Source organism: Rhizobium sp. BK275 (genome assembly GCF_014193555.1).
Classification (GTDB): Bacteria; Pseudomonadota; Alphaproteobacteria; order Rhizobiales; family Rhizobiaceae; genus Rhizobium.
In genome coordinates, this window is record NZ_JACHZL010000008.1 from 340,620 (window position 1) to 357,489 (window position 16,870).

The 16,870-nt window shown below is 60.7% G+C and carries 14 protein-coding genes; 5 read left to right on the top strand and 9 right to left on the bottom strand.

Annotated elements, in window-relative coordinates; genetic code table 11:
• Positions 1-108: 108 nt before the first annotated feature.
• Together FHT82_RS25120 and FHT82_RS25125 are read right to left on the bottom strand one after the other, a co-directional pair.
• Entirely contained in the window at positions 109-1,062 is a 954-nt protein-coding gene (locus FHT82_RS25120; protein WP_183735407.1) for a sugar-binding transcriptional regulator, read from the bottom strand.
• 98 nt (positions 1,063-1,160) lie between these two features.
• Positions 1,161-1,739 carry an exopolysaccharide biosynthesis protein gene (locus tag FHT82_RS25125; protein WP_183735473.1) on the bottom strand — a complete coding sequence of 193 codons (579 nt, stop codon included), beginning with the start codon at positions 1,737-1,739 and terminating at the stop codon, positions 1,161-1,163.
• Between the two features lie 261 nt (positions 1,740-2,000).
• Here FHT82_RS25125 and FHT82_RS25130 point away from each other — a divergent pair, with 261 nt between their 5' ends.
• Entirely contained in the window at positions 2,001-2,912 is a 912-nt protein-coding gene (locus FHT82_RS25130) for an ROK family protein (RefSeq protein ID WP_183735408.1), read from the top strand.
• Positions 2,913-2,970: 58 nt separating this feature from the next.
• Here the strand turns inward: FHT82_RS25130 and FHT82_RS25135 are convergent, their stop codons facing one another.
• The 5 genes from FHT82_RS25135 to FHT82_RS25155 all read right to left on the bottom strand — a co-directional run bounded on the left by FHT82_RS25135 (position 2,971) and on the right by FHT82_RS25155 (position 10,662).
• Positions 2,971-4,884, bottom strand: coding sequence for a family 20 glycosylhydrolase (locus tag FHT82_RS25135; RefSeq protein WP_183735474.1), 1,914 nt, complete (start codon positions 4,882-4,884; stop codon positions 2,971-2,973).
• A gap of 227 nt (positions 4,885-5,111) precedes the next feature.
• Positions 5,112-8,258, bottom strand: coding sequence for an efflux RND transporter permease subunit (locus tag FHT82_RS25140; protein WP_183735409.1), 3,147 nt, complete (start codon positions 8,256-8,258; stop codon positions 5,112-5,114).
• A gap of 25 nt (positions 8,259-8,283) precedes the next feature.
• Positions 8,284-9,423, bottom strand: a complete 1,140-nt coding sequence (locus tag FHT82_RS25145; protein WP_183735410.1) for an efflux RND transporter periplasmic adaptor subunit — start codon at positions 9,421-9,423, stop codon at positions 8,284-8,286.
• A gap of 49 nt (positions 9,424-9,472) precedes the next feature.
• Positions 9,473-10,081: a TetR family transcriptional regulator gene (locus FHT82_RS25150; RefSeq protein WP_183735411.1), complete on the bottom strand. Its 609-nt coding sequence runs from the start codon at positions 10,079-10,081 to the stop codon at positions 9,473-9,475.
• Between the two features lie 149 nt (positions 10,082-10,230).
• Positions 10,231-10,662, bottom strand: coding sequence for an OsmC family protein (locus FHT82_RS25155; RefSeq protein ID WP_007820406.1), 432 nt, complete (start codon positions 10,660-10,662; stop codon positions 10,231-10,233).
• A 189-nt stretch (positions 10,663-10,851) separates the two neighbouring features.
• Between FHT82_RS25155 and FHT82_RS25160 the strand changes: the two genes are divergently transcribed.
• From FHT82_RS25160 to FHT82_RS25175, 4 genes are all read left to right on the top strand, one after another.
• Positions 10,852-11,592 carry a FadR/GntR family transcriptional regulator gene (locus FHT82_RS25160; protein WP_183735412.1) on the top strand — a complete coding sequence of 247 codons (741 nt, stop codon included), beginning with the start codon at positions 10,852-10,854 and terminating at the stop codon, positions 11,590-11,592.
• A 70-nt stretch (positions 11,593-11,662) separates the two neighbouring features.
• Positions 11,663-12,811 (top strand): galactonate dehydratase, encoded by a 1,149-nt coding sequence (dgoD, locus tag FHT82_RS25165; RefSeq protein ID WP_183735413.1) that lies wholly within the window; start codon positions 11,663-11,665, stop codon positions 12,809-12,811.
• A 94-nt stretch (positions 12,812-12,905) separates the two neighbouring features.
• On the top strand, positions 12,906-13,301 hold the full coding sequence (locus tag FHT82_RS25170; protein WP_183735414.1) for a DoxX family protein: 396 nt from the start codon (positions 12,906-12,908) through the stop codon (positions 13,299-13,301).
• Positions 13,302-13,378: 77 nt separating this feature from the next.
• Positions 13,379-14,158, top strand: coding sequence for an SDR family NAD(P)-dependent oxidoreductase (locus tag FHT82_RS25175; protein WP_183735415.1), 780 nt, complete (start codon positions 13,379-13,381; stop codon positions 14,156-14,158).
• Positions 14,159-14,499: 341 nt separating this feature from the next.
• On the opposite strand, the gene FHT82_RS25180 is transcribed toward FHT82_RS25175, so the two are convergent.
• Together FHT82_RS25180 and FHT82_RS25185 are read right to left on the bottom strand one after the other, a co-directional pair.
• On the bottom strand, positions 14,500-15,717 hold the full coding sequence (locus tag FHT82_RS25180; protein WP_183735416.1) for an adenylate/guanylate cyclase domain-containing protein: 1,218 nt from the start codon (positions 15,715-15,717) through the stop codon (positions 14,500-14,502).
• 71 nt (positions 15,718-15,788) lie between these two features.
• Complete coding sequence (locus tag FHT82_RS25185) at positions 15,789-16,811, bottom strand: LacI family DNA-binding transcriptional regulator (protein ID WP_183735417.1); 1,023 nt, start codon at positions 16,809-16,811, stop codon at positions 15,789-15,791.
• Positions 16,812-16,870 lie beyond the last annotated feature (59 nt).

Here is a 16,870-nt window from a genome sequence, read left to right on the forward strand (position 1 = left end):
GCTCATGGGCAATTACTCATCAGCGGAGAAAATTTGTCAATTGGCAATCGTTGCTGCGATGCCGAACAATCGAGCTATAGCATTGATTCAGAAAGGTAATATTTTTGCTCAGTTATTGAGCAAAAACTCAGCGGTCTCTTCGTCCGTGATCAAACCGTTCACCTGATGGCCGCTGATGGCCGCCCTGATCGCCTTGAACTTGCGCTTGCCCTTGGCAATCCCGATGACGACAGACGAATCGCGCGGCGGGATCGGAGCCGATGCGACACGCTCGTTGATCGGGTTGTCGAGCAGCTTGCCGTCGGCGTCGAATATCCAGCCGCAAATCTCGCCCGCCGCGCCGCCGCGCATCAGTTCCATCATCTCGTCCTTCTCGAGGAAACCGTCGACGCAGAGCGGGCCGTCGATCCCGAGCTCGCCGATACCGACGAAGGTCACATCCGCCTGTGCGCTGATCGCCAGCGTCGAGCGCACGAGCTGCTGGCCATGCAGAAGCTCGCGCTCCTCCGCCGAGGTGACGAGAACCGGCAGCGGCATCGGATAGTGCCGCGCCTTCACGGCATCGGCCATGCTGAAGATGACGTTGTAATAGGCGGCCGAACCGTCCGGGGCGATATTGCCCGTCAGCGAAACGATGCGGTGATTGGGACATTCGATCGCCGGCAACTGGTCGACGGCCGCCTTCAGCGTTCGCCCGGTGCCGACCGCGAGCACGATCGGATCGGGGCGCTTCAGCCAGCGCTCGATCTCGGAAGCTGCCGCCTCCGCAATGCCGACCGTCGTCGATGATGAGCCTGGATCGCTCGGAACGACCTCGACGTGCTTAAGACCGAATTTCTTGCGCAGCTGATTACCGAGTTCGAGGCAGGCGGCAATCGGATGGTCGAGCCGTACCTTGATCAGCCGCTCGGCCACGGCGAGCGAGACAAGCCGCTGTGCCGACTGGCGCGAAATGCCCATGGCGGACGCGATTTCATCCTGCGTACGGCCGGCAACATAATAGAGCCAACCGGCGCGCGCCGCGTCATCCAGCCGTCCGGAGGTCTCCGATCTCTTCACCATCTATCGCCGCCATTGATTTCTTTGAGTCTGTCTGGCGCCAGATCAAACCAAAAATCGGGCAAATGTCGAGGGCGTTGAAAAAGTGAGCAGCCAGTTCTTTATCCGAACCACTGCATGACGATGTAGATGGCAGCCTTGAAGAGACCGTAGATCACCCCACCGGCAACAGTGACGGAAACCGCCGTCATGACGAAGCCAAGGAGCGAAAACAGCCCGTCCCGGCCGAGAATTGCAAAGGCAAAGACGGAAATCGCAATCGCCGGCAGGATATTGCCGAGCGGCACCGGCAGCACGAGAACGATCGCCAGCACCAGGCAGCAGAAGCCCGCCAGATATTCCGCAGGCGGCTCCACGAAAATGCTGAGCCGCGGCTGCAGCATGCGTTCCGCCCAGGCGAGCCAGGGATGGATGCGCCCAACGATCGTCTCGAAATCCTCCCGTCGCATGGAGCGCGCCGCAATTGCCTTCGGCAACCACGGCTTCAAGCCGAAGGTGAGCTGCGCAGCGAGGAATACCAGGGGAGCGCCGAGCAGCGAGGAGGTGCCGGGCGGTGTTGGAAAGGCGTTCGGCAATGCGAAGATCAGCATCAATGCGCCGATCGCCCGGTCGCCCATCGTCTGGAACAGATCTCCGATCGACACTCGTTCACGGCTTCGATCCGCCGCCATCTGTCGCAGGATGGAGGAAAGCCGCCGGCCTTTTGGGCGCGGCCTGCGAGTGGTCGTTCTATTGGCTTCGGTATTTTCGATGGTCATGAATCCGGCATCGGCAGGTGAATAATGAAAAGCTTGCCCGTGCAATATGCCAATAGCATGACCCTGACGGATGAAAATTTCGGTGCGCGCATGCCAGTAACTTAGTTCATTTATCGAATAATCCTTGTAATTCCCCGCCAAGAGTGCGAGCAGACGCCGACACAGACAATCGGCAGACACCAGATGATCATTTCATTCGATATCGGTGGCTCCGCCATCAAGGGCGGAATTGCGCGTTCAGAATCCGACATCGTACCGCTCGGCCGCCGCCCGACGCCGAAGGACGATTTCCCGGCTTTCGTCAAAACGCTGAAGAGCTTTATCACCGAGGCCGGCGAACAACCCTCCCGCATTGCGCTCTCGATTGCCGGCGTCGTCGACCCGGACACGCAGCGCCTGATCGTCGCCAACATACCCTGCATCCACGGCCGCAATCTCGCTGCCGATCTGGAGGCTACGCTCGGCCTGCCCGTGCTGATCGCCAATGATGCCGATTGCTTCGCCATGGCGGAAGCCGAGCTCGGCGCCGGCCGCGGCCACCGCATCGTCTTCGGCGCCATCCTCGGCACCGGCGTCGGCGGCGGCATCGTCTCCGATGGTCGCCTCATCAATGCGTCAGGCGGATTTGCGGGAGAATGGGGCCACGGCCCGATTATCGCGTCGCAGGCAGGCACTCCGCCGGTCGCCATTCCCGCTTATGCCTGCGGCTGCGGCCAGAAAGGCTGCGTCGATACCGTCGGCGGCGCACGCGGCCTGGAACGCCTGCACAAGACGCTGCACGATCTCGACCTCTCCAGCGAAGAAATCGTCACCAACTGGCGCAAAGGCGAGGAAAAGGCCAACCGCACCATCGACGTCTATGTGGATCTCGTCGCTTCGCCGCTGGCGCTCGCTGTCAACATAACGGGCGCAACGATCGTGCCAGTCGGCGGCGGCCTATCGAATGTCGAACCGCTTCTCGCCGAACTCGATCAGGCAGTGCGTGCCCGTATCCTGCGGAAATTCGATCGGCCGCTGGTGGTGCGCAGTGAATGCCGCATCGAACCCGGTCTGATCGGCGCAGCGCTTCTGGGTCTGAAGGCCGAAGCAGCCTGAAGCAATTCCAGCAAAAGTGTGCAGCGGGTTTGCGTCCGGAATTGCGTAATAACCAACTTTAAAGCTTCGGCCACATCCTGACGATCGCGGCGAAGCGCAGCCAGTCCTTTCGGAGTGTCGGGGTCCAGGCAGCTTCCGCAACCGCCGACAGCCGCGGGAAGACCAACCGGTTGAAATAGGCCCTCGAGACGAAATTTTCGCCCCAGATGCAAGCCTGGATGCCACGCATCCGCTCTCTCAACTCCTCTGGGAACTCGCCCTCGGGTTCGTATGCATAGGTCTTTTCCGGTGGCGTGAAACCAGCCCAACTCGCACCCGGCTCTCCCCAGCCTTCCGCCTGGGCCATATCGAGATAATAGGCCTGCCCCGGCGTCATGACGATATCATAGCCCTCGCCCGCCAGCTCGATGCCGACCTCCGGCTTCTCCCAGGCCATCAGCAGCGTGCCGTCGCGATCGACGCCGCCGCCATGCGAGACCTCGTTCCAGCCGGCAAGCTTCTTGCCGCGTTCGGCAAGCATGGCCTTGATCCGCCGCATGAAATGCGACTGGAGCTCGGCCGTGCCGGCAAGCTTTTCCTTCTCCATCAATGCTTTGCAGGCCGGTGAGGCGAGCCAGGAACCATGCGGCACCTCATCCCCGCCGATATGGAGATAGTCGAAGGGAAAGAGTGCTGCCACCTCGTCGAACACCTTGCCCAGGAATTCATAGGTGAACTCAATCGCCGGATTGAGCGCATTATTCGGATAGCCCTGCACCGAGCGGTAGCTGCCCGGCGCCTCCTGCCCATCGACAAGCTTTGGCAGAGAAAAGAGAGCGGCTGCGCTGTGCCCGGGAATATCGATCTCGGCCACGACATCGACATGAAGTGCAGCGGCGTGAGCGACGATCCGGCGCGCGTCGTCCTGCGTGTAATATCCCGATCGCGGTTCGGCCCCGTCACCAAGCTGCGGCACGAGAACCTCATCCGGCCCGCGTTTTGCGCCGATCTCCGTGAGCTCCGGATAGGCCTTGATCTCCAGTCGCCAGGCCTCATCGTCGGTCAGATGCCAATGGAAAATGTTGAGCTTGTTCCAGGCGAGGATATCGATCAGCCGCTCGATATCCTCGACCGGATAGAACTGCCTGCTGACATCGAGATGACAGCCGCGCCACTCGTAGCGAGGCTGGTCGGCAATATCGCCGAAGACGGGAAACTGGAAGATCTCGGCATCCCGGCGCGCACCGTGCAGCAATTGGGCGAGGCTGATAAGCCCGTAGAACCGCCCTGCCGCATCATCCGTGGCGAGAATGATTTCCTGTGCCGTGAAGCGTAGTTCATAAGCGGTCGGCATGATCGAGGATTCCGTCTCGAAGCGGATCGGCCGACCACCCTGGACCGGCTGCAGCGTGAAAGGCACGTTGTCGGCGGGAAAGAGTCGTTGGTAGAGTGCCCGCACCTTCGCCACCGCCTTGATATCTTCGGCGCGCGAGCTGGCCGCCGGATAAAGCGCGACGGGCGGCACCTCGTCCGGCCGCATTGATAGGGAGAGCGGCCAGGGCAGCAGCGAAAACGGCTCCGTCACCTCGCCTCTCGGCAGCAGCTCAGGCAATTCGCCGCGCTCTGCGCCATCAAGCATCAGATCGCCGAAGCTGACGGGGACATGCCGGCCATCGGCAAGCGTAAGATAGGCGGATTTGATGCCCGCCGTGATGTGCTTCGGGCCATTCGCCAGCCCCTCCACAGTAAACTGCCAACTGTCGCCAGGCTTGAGCGTGAGCCCATCAGGCGGAGAATACTCATGAAAATTCGCAACGCGCCGATTGAGCACGGCACGTTCCGCGGCATGTCCGTCCGCCACGCGGGTGAGCGAAGTATAGGCGAGCGTAAAACCGGAGAGCGGTTCGTCAGAAAGGTTGAAGAGCGTGAAAGTGAAGCGCCCGAAACGTCCTTCGACCGGGCTCCAGCTCGCTTCTAAACGGTAATCGGCCACAGTCATATCCTCCCTCCAACGAATATAGGGCGATCTTTACTCCCGTTTAGCGCCCCCGTCTCCTCGACGGCAGCATCCTGTACGCCGATGGCGTGCGCGGCGACCACATGCTCTGGCAGACGCTCTACTACCGCCGCAAGCACGAAGGCCCGAAACAAAAGATGAGTGAGACAAAGGATGAGTGAAACAAAAATGGCGCGGCCTCGACCGCGCCATGCGCCATTGTCTCATTCGGCTGCCAATGCCGGCGGATGATGGATGTCACCATCCGCCTCTTCCTGGTTGGCATTGGCATGTTCGTCATTCCCGGCCTTCGGCTCACGGCCGAAGAACAGAGCGTAGCCGGCCGGCAGTACGAGGATGGTCAGCACGGTGGCGACCAGGATACCGCCCATCATGGCGTAGGCGAGTGGACCCCAGAAGACGCCGCGCGAGATCGGGATCAGCGCCAGCACGGCTGTCAGCGCCGTCAGCATGATCGGCCGGAAGCGGCGGACGGCAGCTCCGACGATCGCCTCCTGCCTGTACATGCCCGCCTTGATGTCCTTATCGATCTGGTCGACGAGGATGATCGAGTTGCGGATGATGATGCCGAGCAGCGCGATGACGCCGAGGATCGCCACGAAGCCGAAAGGCGCACCGCTGATCAACAGGGCCGAGGCGGCACCGATGATGCCGAGCGGGCCGGTGGCGAAGACCAGCATCGCCTTGCCGAAATGCTGCAGCTGCGCCATCAGCAGGATCATGATGACGACGAGCATGATCGGCGCCTTGGCGGCAATCGAGGCCTGGCTTTCGGCCGAATCTTCGGCACCGCCCTGGATCTCGATCTTGTAGCCGGCCGGCAGGCTGTCGCGCAGATCCTTCATGTCGTTGTACAGCTTGGTCACGACGTCATTCGACTGAACATTATCAGGCAATGTCGCACGCACGGATATGGTCGGCAGGCGGTCGCGCCGCCATTCGACGCCTTGTTCCATTGACGGCACGACCTTGGCGATCTGCGAGACCGGAACGAAACCGCCGAAATCCGTCGGTACATAGACCGAGTTGACGGCTGAGAGCAGCGAACGGTTGGCATCCGGCTCGCGGGCGACGATCGACACCGTCTCCTCGCCGTCGCGGAAGTCGTCGAGCGGCGCGCCGGACATGGCGGTCTGCAGCATCTGGCGGACGCGCTGCGAGGTGACGCCAAGCGCACGGGCACGGTCCTGGTCGATGACCAGCTTCATCGCCGGCACCGGCTCCAGCCAGTCGTCATGAACAGCGCCGAGCATCGGGTCCTTGGCGAAGCGTTCCTTTACCTGATCGGCGATCTCACGCACTTCCCCACGGTCCGGACCCATCACGCGCATCTGTACCGGCCAGCCCGTCGGCGGGCCGAGGAACAGACGGTCGACCTTGCCGCGGATGGATGGGAAATCTTCCGCAAGGATCGTCCTGAGCTTGGTGATGAGGCGTTCACGGGCCGGCTCGTCATTGGCCATGATCAGGAGCTGCGCATAGTTCGGGTTGCTAAGCTGCTGGTCGAGCGGCAGGAAGAAGCGCGGCGCGCCTTCGCCGATATAGGTGGCGATGAACTTCTTATCCGGATCGTCCATCATCTTGGCTTCCAGCGCCTTGGCCTGGACTTCCACTTCCTTGATGCTGGTGCCCTCGGGCAGCCAGAGATCGACGAGGATTTCCGGACGCGAGGACTGCGGGAAGAAGTTCTGCGGAATGAACTGGAAGCTCCAGAGGCTGGCAACGAAGGTGGCGAGCGTCAGCACAACCACGATGACGCGATGGCGCACCGCCCAGCCGACCGTATGGCGCAAGCCGCGATAGAAGCGCGTGTCGAACACGTCATGATGCTCGCCCGCATGATGACGCTGCTTCAGGATCATGTAGCCGAGCCACGGCGTGAAATAGACCGCCACGAACCATGAGGTCACCAGCGCGATACCGACCACATAGAAGAGCGAACGCACATATTCGCCGGCCGTCGAGGCCGCAAAGCCCACCGGAATGAAGCCGGCCGTGGTGATCAGCGTACCCGTCAGCATCGGGAAAGCGGTCGAGGAATAGGCGAAGCTCGCCGCATCGATCTTGACGAGACCTTCCTCGAGCTTTCGCTCCATCAATTCCACGACGATCATTGCATCGTCGACGAGCAGGCCGAGCGCGATGATGAGAGCGCCGAGCGAGATGCGCTGCAGGTCGATGCCGAGTTCGTACATGATGGCAAAGGTCGCAGCCAATACCAGAGGAATGGCGATGGCGATGACAAGACCCGAGCGCCAGCCGATTGACAGGAACGAGACGATGAGCACGATGGCGAGCGCTTCGCCGAGCGCATGCATGAATTCGCTGACTGCATCGGTCACGACGTCAGGCTGGTTGGAAATCTGATCGACCGAGACGCCGTAAGGCAGCGAGTCCTCGAAGCGTTTGTAGGTCGCGTCCACGTCCTTGCCGACGTCAGTGACCTTGAAGCCCTTGGCCATGACGACGCCGACCTGCACGCTATCGTGCCCGTTATACCGGTACTTGCGCTGGTAGGGATCTTCGAGGCCGGAGGTGACGGTGGCGATATCGCCGAGGCGCGTCACCTGATTGCCGGAGCGCAGGCGCAGTTCGCGGATATCTTCTACCTTGTGGACATTGCCTTCGACCGAGATACGCACCGAACGTAGACCGGTATCGACATTGCCCGCGGGGTCAACGGCATTCTGGCCCTTGATGGCATTCTGAAGGTCGGGAATCGTCAGCCCGCGCTCGGCGAGCGCCTTGGAGGAGACGTCGATATAGATCTTCTCCGGCTGATCGCCGATGACGACGGCCTTTTCGACACCAGGCGTCGTCAGCAGCATGTCACGCGCCTGGATCGCGTACTTTTTCAGCTCAGGATAGGAATAACCGTCGCCGCTGATCGAATGCAGCGTGATGAAAGTGTCGCCGAATTCGTCGTTGAAATACGGGCCGAGCAGGCCCTGCGGCAGGTCGCCGCTGATATCGCCGACCTTCTTGCGCACCTGGTAGAAGGCGTCTGCCACCTGGGCGGAATCCGTATCACCCTTTACCTGCACGGTGATGATTGTGCTGCCGGCACGCGTATAGGACTTCACCCAGTCGAGATGCGGGGTTTCCTGCAGCTTGCGCTCGATCTTGTTGGTGACCTGGTCTTCCATGTCCTGAAGGGAGGCCCCCGGCCAGAGCGCCTGGACGACCATGACGCGGAAGGTAAAGTCCGGATCTTCCTTCTGGCCCATGCGTGTCAGGCCGAGCACGCCGGTGATCAGGATCAGCCCGAACAGGAAGCGTGCGATGCCCGGATGGCCGATCGCCCAGCGCGAAAGATTGAAGGGCCGCTTTTCAGTGGTGTTGGCGTCCATGATCCTGTTCCCTCTCCCTATTCTTTCAGCGGACGGTTGCGTCCGTATCGGCCGAAGCCGATTGCTGATCGGGAAGCTTGACCTTCAGGTTTTCGCTCATGAATTGGGTACCGGCGGCAACGACGAGATCGCCATTGTCGAGCCCCTTGGTTACGCGCACGCCATCGCCGGTGAAATCGGCGACCTCGATGCCGCGGGAATGCACGGTTGCCGTTCCGCGATCGACGGTCCAGACGACCTTCCTGCCGTCCTTCTGCGCCAGCGCGCTGAGCGGGATGGAAACGTAGGTATCCATATTGCTGACATCGGCCTCGATCGTCGCCGTCATGCCGAGCAGCACACGCGGATCGTTCGGCAGGCTGACACGCACGGCGAAGGTACGCGACTGCTGATCGGCGCTGCCTGCGACCTCGCGAACGGTGCCGTCAAGCACAAGCTTGTCATCGGACCAAAAGCTCGCCTTCACTGTCTTGCCGGGCTTGAACTGGGCGATATCGTTTTCGGGCACCGCGATCTGTACTTCCTTCTCGCCATCGACGGCAACGGCAACGACGGGCGTGCCGGATCCCACGACCTGTCCGACATCGGCATTGATGGTGGTCACGATACCGCGGTGGTCAGCCTTGAGTTCCGTATAGCTCACCTGGTTCTTCGCCTGATCGAGCGCGGAAGCGGCAGCGTCACGGCTCGAAATTGCCTGATCATGGCTGAGAGAAGCCTGCTCGACCTGTGATTTCGGCGCGACATTCTTGTCGAACAGCTGCTCGGCGCGGCGGTTGGCGATATCGGCCGTCTCGACGGCCTTTTCGGCAGCGGCGAGGTTGGCCTCGGCAGTCTTCACCGCAAGCTGATAGTCGGTCGAGTCGATCCGCGCGAGAACGTCACCCGGCTTCACCTGCTCGCCGATATCGACGAGACGCTCGGTGATCTTGCCGGCGACGCGGAAGCCGAGGTTCATTTCGGTGCGCGCCCTCACGGATCCGGAATAATCCAGTGTACGGGTATCGCTAGCCTTGGCGATCTCGACGACCTTGACTGGCCGGATAACGTCCTTGACCTCCGCCTTTTCTTCCGTGCAGCCGGCGACGCCAAGCGCGACTGCGCTTACGAGCGCGAGGCTCATGACGGACGGCATGCGGTTGCTGAAGGTCTTGAGCGAAAACATCTTTCGCACTCCTGATCGTTTCGGGTTTTCTTGACGGTTTTTGCCGCGCTTATTTTCTGAGTGCCCTGATCGCAAATTCGATCAGTTCGTCCACGGCCGCCCGGTTTGTCTTGGCAAGACATTGGGCAACCATTTGCGGGTGGCAGAGATTGATGGTCGCCGCTCCGAAGCAGCGGGAGGCGACCTCGGGGTCCTGGTCGGCGAATTCACCGGCAGCGATGCCGTCGCGGATAACGTCGGCAATCAATGCGTGAATGGAGTCGATGTGCTTCTCGATAACATGCCAGTCGCGTTCGATCGCGACGATCACCATCTCATGTACTTTCTGCTGATCGAGCATCATGTCGAGCGTCAGCTGGTACTGGCTGCGCACGTACTGGCGCAGCCGGTCGGAAGCGCTGATCTTCTGATGGCAGATATTGGCCGCAAGCTCATAGCTCATCGCCAGCATGCGTCCGCAGATCGCCTGGTGGATCTCAACCTTGGAGGCGAAGAAACGGTAGATATTGGCAGGCGACATGCCGAGGTCGCGGGCCACATCCGCGACGGTCGTCTTGGAATAGCCGTAGTGGCGGAAAAGCCGCTCGGCCGCATCCAAGATGCGGGTGATATTTTCCTGCCGTGTGACGTCCAGAGTGGTTTCCGCGATGTCATTCATGGTTTCAGGCCTGATATTTTACGACTGACGAATTTTGAATTTCGTCAGTCGTAAAATATCATCCTTCACTTGTCAATGATTTTGCGATGCAAATAAAATGCCGCAGCCTGGGCAGGCTGCGGCATCGGAACGAAAACAGGCTTGAAAGATCAGACGAGCTTAACGTCGAGCGTGATCGGAACGGCGGACAGCGCCTTGGAAACCGGGCAGCCGGCTTTCGCCATCCCGGCGAGCTCTTCGAACTTCGCCTGGTCGGCGCCTGGAATGCTGCCCGACAGCGACAGGTGGATAGCGGTAATGGCAAAGCCGCCTTCGACGCTTTCCAGCGTCACCTTGGCCGAGGTTTCCATATGGTCGGCCTTGAGGCCGGCTTCGCCGAGGATCAGCGACAGCGCCATGGTGAAGCAGCCTGCATGGGCAGCGCCGATAAGCTCCTCAGGGTTCGTGCCGGCAATGCCTTCGAAGCGGCTTGCAAAGCCGTAGGGATAATTGCTCAGCGCGCCGCTCTGGGTCGAGATCTGCCCCTTGCCGTCCTTGAGACCACCCGACCAATGGGCCGAAGCTGTACGATTGATCTGCATGCCGTCCTCCTGTTTCGATTGATTTTCGAAGCGTTGCGCCGCTCCACCGCGAAGGACACTCTGCCCTTACGACCGGCAATATAGTCCTCTATCCGCGGAAGACGACACCAGATTGAATGACAATCATCATACAAGAAGATTGCCTGTGTATGATGATTGCTTTAGAAGACGGGTCACGAGGAATTTCCGATGCAATCAGCACCGAGACGCGATGAAAAAGCCTCGGCGCCCGAGCGCCGGCCGCGCGTCCGCCGTAACGTCACGGCGGCGATCGCCGGCGATATCTGCGCCAATCGCTATCCCGCCGGCACGCTGCTGCCGCGCGAAAACGATCTCTGCGACCTCTATGGCGTTAGCCGCACCGTCATCCGCGAATCCCTGAAGGTTCTGGAATCCAAGGGGCTGGTGCGCGGCAGGCCGCGCATCGGCACTACCGTCTGCGACAAGGACGAATGGAACATCCTCGATCAGGATGTGCTGGAATGGATGGGACCGCATCTCGGCGATTTCGACCTGCTTGCCAGCATCCTCGAAGCCCGCCGCACCATCGAGCCGGCTGCCGCCGAATATGCTGCAAGCCGCGCCAGCACGCAGGAAATCGCCGATCTCGAAGAGGCCTGGCAGCGCATGCAATCGGCGAGCGACGATTCCGAGGCCTTCACCGAGGCTGATCTGCTCTTTCATACGGTGCTTCTGAAGGCGAGCCACAACCAGGTCTTCCACCGCCTCTCCAGCGCCATCCATGCCGCCCTGAAATTTGCGCTCCATGCCTCGAATGTCGCGATGCCCGATCACCGCGAGGCACTTGCCCTGCATGGCAAGGTGGTCGAGGCACTGCGCCTGCGGGATGCGTCGGGCGCGCGCGATTGCGTCAACCGAATCCTCGACCTCGCCAAACGCGACCTCACCGCCGCCGGCCGGACGAAATAACCGAACTCAGAACAATATCGGCGGCTCGGCCGCTGATGGGAACACGAAGCGAAACGAAAGCACGATTTCCATGAAGATCACCAAACTGACCACCTATATCGTCCCGCCGCGCTGGTTGTTTCTGAAGATCGAAACCGACGAGGGTATTGTCGGCTGGGGCGAACCTGTCGTCGAAGGCCGGGCGCTGACTGTCGAGGCGGCCGTCCACGAACTCGCCGACTATCTTGTTGGCAAGGATCCCTTCCTGATCGAAGACCATTGGACAGTGATGTATCGCGGCGGCTTCTATCGCGGCGGCGCCATCCATATGTCGGCGATATCGGGCATCGACCAGGCGCTCTGGGACATCAAGGGCAAGGCGCTCGGCCAGCCGATCCATTCGCTGCTCGGCGGCCAGGTGCGCGACCGCATCAAGGTCTACTCCTGGATCGGCGGCGACCGCCCCTCCGACGTCGCCCGCAATGCCAAGGACGTCGTCGCCCGCGGCTTCAAGGCCATCAAGCTCAACGGCTGCGAGGAAATGCAGATCGTCGATACCAACGAGAAGATCGATAAGGCGGTGGAAACCATCGCCACGATCCGCGAGGCGATCGGCCCGCATGTCGGTATCGGTGTCGATTTCCACGGCCGCGTCCACAAACCCATGGCAAAGGTTCTTGCCAAGGAACTCGAACCCTACAAACTGATGTTCATCGAGGAGCCGGTTCTCTCCGAACACCGCGAAACCCTGAAGGAAATCGCCAACCATTGCTCGACACCGATCGCGCTCGGCGAACGCCTCTTTTCCCGCTGGGACTTCAAGTCGGTTCTCTCCGACGGCTATGTCGATATCATTCAGCCGGATCTGTCGCATGCCGGCGGCATCACCGAATGCCGCAAGATCGCTGCCATGGCCGAAGCCTATGACGTGGCGCTCGCCCCGCATTGCCCGCTCGGTCCGATCGCGCTTGCCGCCTGCCTGCAGGTCGATGCCGTCTCTTACAATGCCTTCATTCAGGAACAGAGCCTCGGCATCCACTACAACAAGGGCAACGACATCCTGGATTACATCTCCAACAAGGAAGTCTTCCAGTATGCCGACGGTTTCGTCTCCATCCCGCAAGGCCCCGGCCTCGGCGTCGAAGTGGACGAAGCCTATGTCATCGAGCGCGCCAAGGAAGGCCACCGCTGGCGCAACCCGATCTGGCGCCACGAGGACGGCAGTTTCGCCGAATGGTAAGCGAAAGGGCCGCAAAAGCGGCCCTTTTTCATTCGCCCTGTCGGATAACGGACAGCTTGTCCGTCATAGTGGAAACTCAAAGAGGAGATTTCACATGTCCAGAGCAATCGCAATCCTTATTGCCCGCATCATCTTCAGCTTCATCTTCTTCATGGCGGCCGGCTTCAAATTCGCCGACATCGGCGCGACGGCAGCCTATATCACCGCGGCCGGCTTTCCGGCGGCGACATTCTTCACCTGGATCGCTGCTTTCTTCGAGACCGCGCTGGCGCTCGCCTTCATATCAGGCGCCTTCTTCAGCGAGGCCAGCCTGCTTGCCGGCATCTACGTGATCTTCCTCGCCTTTTCCTTCCATGGTCCGTCGCTCTGGCAGCAGAACCAGGCCGAGTTCGGCTTTTTCGTCGATCACTTCAGTTTCCTGGCGGGCCTGCTCTTTGCCGCCGTTCACGGACCGGAGAAATGGGCGCTGCGTCACAGCGTTCTGAAATAGCCGCCATCGCCCCGAAGTACGGAACCAAGAGCCGCCCTGATCATTGCCTTACCGGCAACCGCAAATAGGAGCGGCTCATGGAGTTGCAGGGAAAGACCGCATTGGTGACCGGCGCGGGCTCCGGCATCGGCAAGGCAACCGCATTGAAGCTCGCGGCCGAAGGCGCAAAGGTTGCGGTGCTGAGCCGCACCGAGAGCGAGGTGCGACAGACCTGCAAGGAGATCATCGCCGCCGGCGGCCAGTCGATCGAGCTGACCGCCGATACCAGTGACGAAACCCAGATGCGCACCGCCATCGGAAAAATGACCGAGACTTTCGGCGGCATCGACATCGTCATCGCCAATGCCGGTATCAATGGCGTCTGGGCGCCGATCGATGACCTCAAGCCCGACGAATGGGATCGGACCATGGCCGTCAACCTGCGCGGCACTTACATGACCCTGCATCTCACCGTGCCCTATCTGAAGATGAACGGCGGCTCGATCGTCGTGGTCTCCTCCATCAATGGCACACGTACCTTCACCACGCCGGGCGCCACCGCCTATACCGCAACCAAAGCCGGTCAGGCCGCAATGGTCCAGCAACTCGCGCTCGAACTCGGCAAACATGGCATCCGCGTCAATGCCGTCTGCCCCGGAGCAATCGAGACCAGCATCGCCGCCAACACCACCACACGTCATCGCGAAGAAACCGAAGTACCCGTCATCTGGCCGGAAGGCGAAATCCCGATCACCGGCGGCAAGGCGGGGTCGAGCGACGATGTCGCCGAAACGATCCTCTTCCTGGCCTCCGAGCGTGCCCGGCATATTACCGGCACGCCCGTCTGGATCGATGGCGGACAAGGATTACTGCGCTAGGAGCAATTCCAAGCAAAACTGCGCAGCGATTTTACGTCCGGAATTGCGTTAAAACAAGAAGATAGAGCCATTCTGGCGAGCAGCGAACATTGCTTGGCTCAAACGGATCAGTCCATCGCTCAGGCAATGAATTCGAGCCGCTGGGCATACCTCTGGCCAACAGGATCATCGGCAGAGTGCATAGGATGCATGGCTTGCATAGTTTTTTTATTACCTACGCGGAGAAATGTCAGACATCCATATGACACACAACGAATCTGACATTTCCCAGTAAGCGTAGAAAACTGCCTATGCACCCCCTGCACCCTATGCAGGCCCTGAAACTGAATGGGTCTTGCTGGTCAGCCGTTCAACCGCGCGCTTTCCAGCGTATAGAGCAGCTGCGGGCGCTTGACCCCACGCAGTGCATAGCGGCCGATACAGGCGAGAAGATTGCGCTCCGACTCGGGGATCGCCGCCTCGAAATCCGACGACATCAGCACGTTGAGATCGACCGACCGGCAGATCGAGGCAATGCGGCTCACCTCGTTGACGGCCGGGCCGATGACCGTGAAGTCCAGGCGGTCCTGGCTGCCGATATTGCCGTAGAAGACATCGCCGATATGCAGGCCGATATAGACATCCGTCGTCGGCCGCCGGTCCACTTCGCGTACGGCGTTGAGTGCTGCAAGCTTCTGCCGAAGCAGGCGCTCTGCCTTCAGTGCCGCAGAACAGCTTTCTGCCGGCTCCTCGCCCTTGAAGATAGCAAGCACCCCGTCGCCGATCAGCTTCAGCACGTTGCCGCCGGCCTCATGGATCGCGGTGATCACGGCCTCGCTATATTCGTTGAGCAGCGGAATGATCTCTTCCGGCGGAGAATTGTCCGAGATCTTCGTGTAGTTCAAAAGGTCGGAGAACCAGAGGGCTGCCGAAATGCGCTCGGTCTTGCCGCGCGAGATCTTGCCGTCCATCACCTGGCGCGCCGCATCCTCGCCGAGATAGACCTCGGCGATCGTGCGGGCGATACGGGCGAGCGCCACGCATTTGATTGCCAGCCCCAGCACCGGCACCAGTTTGCGCAGGATCGCAAGATCCTGATCGGAAAAGCCTTCCGGATGTTTGGTCGAGAAATGCGAGAAGAAGCAATCCATCTCGCCGATCGTGCCGGCCTCGGCAAAGCGATGCGCCATGGCGACGTAATCGGTATGACCGAGCTTATAGATCTGATCCAGCATGATGAAATCGGTCGGATCACCGAAGCCGATCCTGCGCCGCACCTCTCGATCTCCGCTGGTCCAGAGATGGTAGAAGGCCGACCGACGCCAGGTATCCAGCCCCTGACCCTCGCTCGAAGGGCCATATTCGAATTCGCCCTCGAAATCCTCGACACTATCCCAGCGAAAGGCGCGGCCTTCATGCACGGGGTGAAGCGTGTCCATCAGCGCCATGGCGCGATCGAGCCGCATGCCGGCATTGCGGCAGGCTTCGCAGAAGCCGGCAAGCAACTCAGCTTCGGTCGCACCGTTCAGCCCCTGTTCCGTCACCCATGCTGCGATTGTGCCGACGTCGCTGTGATCCATGCGCTCTCCTCGCTGTCCGCAAGCTGTAGCGTGAATCTGCCGCAGATGGAAAGACAATCAACCCGAACAGACTATTGGCTCGTCGGCATATTATAGGGCGTAACGATTTCGACGGCTGAAAATGACGCCGGCGCCGTCCGGATGACAGGGGTTACGCGGGCCATGATCGCGCGGAAAGCCGAACGCGCATCGGTTCTGAGATCGTGATGCAGCACGAAATCGATCCGCCGTTCCCCAAGCAAGACGCGATTATCAGCATCGAGATCATGCGCCACGAAGACCGAGATAGGCCGGCCTGCAGCCTCGAAGGCGGCGAGCACCGCGCGATTCCCGCCGCCGACCGAATAGACGGCGTTGATCGAGGGATCATCGGCAAGGGCTGCGGCAACGAGCGTGCCCGTCGCCGCATCGGTGCCATGCCCCTCGCTGACTTCGATGATGCCGATCAAGGGATAATGGGCGCGGATCACCCGGCGAAAGCCGATCTCCCGCTCTTCCTCGCCCCTGAACCGGCCGCTTGAGAGCGTCACCAGCGCCTTGCCGCCGGAAGCGCCGAGCAGCCGGCCGATGAGATAGGCCGCCGTCTCCCCCGCCGCCCTGTTGTCAGCGCCGGCATAGGCTGACCGCGCAGAATTCGGCAGGTCGGTGACAAGGGTGACAACAGGGATATCGGCAACATCGAGTCTTGCAACGGCTGCGACAATCTCAGGCACATCAGGCGCCTTCAGCACGATGCCATGCGTGCCGCGTAGCCGGATCCGGTCGAGAAGCTGCACCAGTTCCGCCGCCCGCATCACTTCCGCGAAATGGAAGCGGCAACGGAAAACCGTCGGCAGGAAAGTCGCAACCTCCGTTTCGAAGGCAGCCCGCACCGCCGTGCTGAACCTGTCAGGCGTCTCCATGACGATATCGATCGTAAGCTTGCGGCCGGCTACGTCGGCGCCCGCCTGCTTTTCCAACTCGGCAATAGCTGCCTTTACCCGCATCTCCGTCTGCCGCCGCACGCCGGGCCGGCCATTCAGCACCCGGTCGACGGTCGCCGTACTGAGGCCGGCCTGGAAAGCGATATCCTTGACGAGGAAGGGATGGGCCATGGCCGTCGTTACATCTTGGTGTTCTGATGGATTTTTGATGGATTCCTGATCTACATCAG

Bases quoted from the DNA above. Each gene is read 5' to 3' on its own strand.
- FHT82_RS25120 (WP_183735407.1), bottom strand. From the start codon at position 1,062: ATGGTGAAGAGATCGGAGACCTCCGGACGGCTGGATGACGCGGCGCGC.
- FHT82_RS25130 (WP_183735408.1), top strand. From the start codon at position 2,001: ATGATCATTTCATTCGATATCGGTGGCTCCGCCATCAAGGGCGGAATT.
- FHT82_RS25140 (WP_183735409.1), bottom strand. From the start codon at position 8,258: ATGGACGCCAACACCACTGAAAAGCGGCCCTTCAATCTTTCGCGCTGG.
- FHT82_RS25145 (WP_183735410.1), bottom strand. From the start codon at position 9,423: ATGTTTTCGCTCAAGACCTTCAGCAACCGCATGCCGTCCGTCATGAGC.
- FHT82_RS25150 (WP_183735411.1), bottom strand. From the start codon at position 10,081: ATGAATGACATCGCGGAAACCACTCTGGACGTCACACGGCAGGAAAAT.
- FHT82_RS25155 (WP_007820406.1), bottom strand. From the start codon at position 10,662: ATGCAGATCAATCGTACAGCTTCGGCCCATTGGTCGGGTGGTCTCAAG.
- FHT82_RS25160 (WP_183735412.1), top strand. From the start codon at position 10,852: ATGCAATCAGCACCGAGACGCGATGAAAAAGCCTCGGCGCCCGAGCGC.
- dgoD (WP_183735413.1), top strand. From the start codon at position 11,663: ATGAAGATCACCAAACTGACCACCTATATCGTCCCGCCGCGCTGGTTG.
- FHT82_RS25170 (WP_183735414.1), top strand. From the start codon at position 12,906: ATGTCCAGAGCAATCGCAATCCTTATTGCCCGCATCATCTTCAGCTTC.
- FHT82_RS25175 (WP_183735415.1), top strand. From the start codon at position 13,379: ATGGAGTTGCAGGGAAAGACCGCATTGGTGACCGGCGCGGGCTCCGGC.
- FHT82_RS25180 (WP_183735416.1), bottom strand. From the start codon at position 15,717: ATGGATCACAGCGACGTCGGCACAATCGCAGCATGGGTGACGGAACAG.
- FHT82_RS25185 (WP_183735417.1), bottom strand. From the start codon at position 16,811: ATGGCCCATCCCTTCCTCGTCAAGGATATCGCTTTCCAGGCCGGCCTC.